Origin of the sequence: Embleya scabrispora DSM 41855 (genome assembly GCF_000372745.1) — a bacterium.
GTDB lineage: Bacteria > Actinomycetota > Actinomycetes > Streptomycetales > Streptomycetaceae > Embleya > Embleya scabrispora.
On the sequence record NZ_KB889636.1, the window covers coordinates 1 to 2,438 of the forward strand.

The window sequence follows — 2,438 nt, forward strand, 5'->3', positions numbered from 1 at the left end:
GACCGAACGATCACCGCGCCGACACAGCTCGACGATCTCGGCCTTGAACTCCGACGTGAACGAGCGGCGAGGCCGAGGCTTCTTCTTCCCCATGCACTCCATGATGGACATCCTCCCAAGAGGGGCAAACCCCTCAGACAGGGTGTCCGTCAAACCGAACCAGGCTCAGTTGTAACGGGGATCCGTGTTCGGTTCCGTGGGGGGTCAATGGACCACGCTTGACGACTTCCCGGGACCGTCGCCCGGAGAGCGGGTGAGGCCGTGTCGGACTCGGCTACGTCTCGAATCCGGTGACGCTCGACCATCAGAGGAGCTCAACCGTGAGTACGGTGCTCCGTGACGTCGTCGCCTCCGAACTCTCGTTCGCGCCCACTGCGGTCACCGTGCCGGGACCACAGCGGCGTTCAAAAGCCGCTGAGGCAGCCGGCGACACGCGGTGGATTCAGAACGGTCCGGGCATCGGCTCGACCAGCGCCGCGAGTTCGCGCAGCTCACGCGCCCGGACGATGTGTTCGTCCGCGAGGGGCGGCTCCAGGACCGCGAAGCGCTCGAAATGCTCGGCCTGGGTCCTCAGGCCACGAGCCCACGCGACCCCGGTTTCCAGGCTTCCACCCGGGCTGCTCTTCCACAGCGCTGCGGCCTCGGCACGCCGCCGATCCGCCTCCTCCCGCGCGGCCACCCCCAGCGGGCCCGCAGACGCAAGCCCCGCTGTCACCGCATCCTCGACCCCTGGGTCCACACTGCGATACCAGGCGTCGACGTCACCGGCAACGGTCACCGAGTCGACCTGGCCGGCCGAACGTCGTCGACCCGCCCTCGTCCACTCCCGGACCGAACCCGCCCACCGCTCACGCGCACAACCGCGCCGCAAGGTCCGCCAGGCGCAACGCCGACTCCAGGTCGTGGCCGGGTTCGCGCTGCGCGCGTGGTGCGAGCGGCACCCCGTCCCACGCGCACACCGCCACCTCGCGCAGGACCTCCGCGTGCGCGACATACGCCTCGTCCAACGGAACCAACGGCTCGAGGCCGACGGCCCCGCCTTCGGAAACCGGCCGATCACTCACAATTCCTCCGACCCAACCGAATCACACCCCGGATCACCAATCATACCGAGGCAGATGAGACACTTCACCGAACCTGAGCATCGAATCTCGAAACATCGAATGCATCGAATCTGTAACTGTCCCCCATCAACGGGCTGGGGGCGAATGCACCCAGGCGCACATCCATCCAATAGATGCTCTGGCAAATAACCCAGCCCGACTCTCCGAAACTGTCCTCAAGACTGAAGAACCCGCGATGGCCGTCGAGTGCTCCGGGAGAATTCGCGTCGTCATCGCGCCGGATAGCCAGAGATCTATAGTTTACCTTGGAACGAAATTCCGAAACCCCCCAGAAAATCAGATCAAGAAACCTGGAAGCGATGAATACGTCATCCGGACCCGTCGTCCTGGATTCCGGATCATCGAGCTGACATCGAAACAAAAGTCTCTGATGACTCGGATGAAAATCCCACATGCTCATGGCGCCGAATGTATCCGGCAGAGCCTCGCTCCTCGTCGTCATTGCAGCAGCTCCTTCCATGCTATATTCCGAGACCATGACACAAATTCCTGATAGAACATGGTATTAGGATGCGCAAGTACAGCGAAATCCTTGAGCATGATCATTTCTCTTTGGGTATGCCCCACCATCTCCCTGTTGTCCTGAGCTCGTTGCGCCATCCGTACAACTTTGGCAGAATTGCCATTCTCAACCACACTGCCACCAGGGATCTGGGAAATCTCCACCGAGAGCTTCAATCCAGAATTCGTATGCATGGCGGTCAAATAGGCAGCGAGCTCCAACTCCCAGTCTCCTCCGGCCAGGGAGCGCGAGCCAGGGATGCGCTTTTCAAACTCCGACGTCGGCAGGGAGGATGCCGCCGGTGCCGGTGACCGGGACCAGGAACCGGAACGCGAACGGCACCGGGGCCGCCCAATCCGTCAGGTCCGGCAACGGCTCCGCCCCGGAGGGGTTCACCGGCAGGCGCGGCTCCGGCGCGTCCAACGCCCATCCCACGGTTGACTGTTCACGTGCACCCGTATCGGCCACGGCCGTCCCCTCCCCGCACGGTGATAACGGTTCGAGCATGCACACCCACACACCGCCACCACAAGTGGAGCGCAGGAAGGATGCGAGCGGCGGCCGAACCCGGCGGCGGGTGGCGAGATGGATCAGTGACGTTTGGCGATCCTTCGACGTCCGCTCGCACCGCGTCGGCCTTCTCGTTGACCCTGCGATGCTCTCTCGGGCGCGGTGATCTCCGGTGCGAGGCCGACATCGGCGCGGTCGACGGCGTGCCCGGGGAATCGTGTGGGCTCCGGCCGTCTCCGGGGGCCGGAGGTGGGTTCAGGTCGCGGAGACGCCGAAGCGCTGGAACAGTTCGGTGAAGAATT

General features: G+C 63.9%; 5 protein-coding genes. All 5 read right to left on the minus strand.

The features are described from left to right. Window positions 1-442: 442 nt before the first annotated feature. Window positions 443-778, minus strand: a complete 336-nt coding sequence (locus A3IC_RS0114450; RefSeq protein ID WP_020550756.1) for a hypothetical protein — start codon at window positions 776-778, stop codon at window positions 443-445. A 70-nt stretch (window positions 779-848) separates the two neighbouring features. Next, window positions 849-1,064 carry a hypothetical protein gene (locus tag A3IC_RS0114455; protein WP_020550757.1) on the minus strand — a complete coding sequence of 72 codons (216 nt, stop codon included), beginning with the start codon at window positions 1,062-1,064 and terminating at the stop codon, window positions 849-851. Between the two features lie 64 nt (window positions 1,065-1,128). Continuing rightward, window positions 1,129-1,566, minus strand: a complete 438-nt coding sequence (locus A3IC_RS68670) for a hypothetical protein (RefSeq protein WP_158695954.1) — start codon at window positions 1,564-1,566, stop codon at window positions 1,129-1,131. Then, window positions 1,563-1,847, minus strand: a complete 285-nt coding sequence (locus A3IC_RS68675) for a hypothetical protein (protein ID WP_158695955.1) — start codon at window positions 1,845-1,847, stop codon at window positions 1,563-1,565. Before A3IC_RS68675 ends, A3IC_RS68670 begins: the two co-directional genes overlap by 4 nt. Window positions 1,848-1,893: 46 nt before the next feature. After that, entirely contained in the window at window positions 1,894-2,061 is a 168-nt protein-coding gene (locus tag A3IC_RS68680; RefSeq protein ID WP_020550758.1) for a hypothetical protein, read from the minus strand. Window positions 2,062-2,438: the final 377 nt, after the last annotated feature.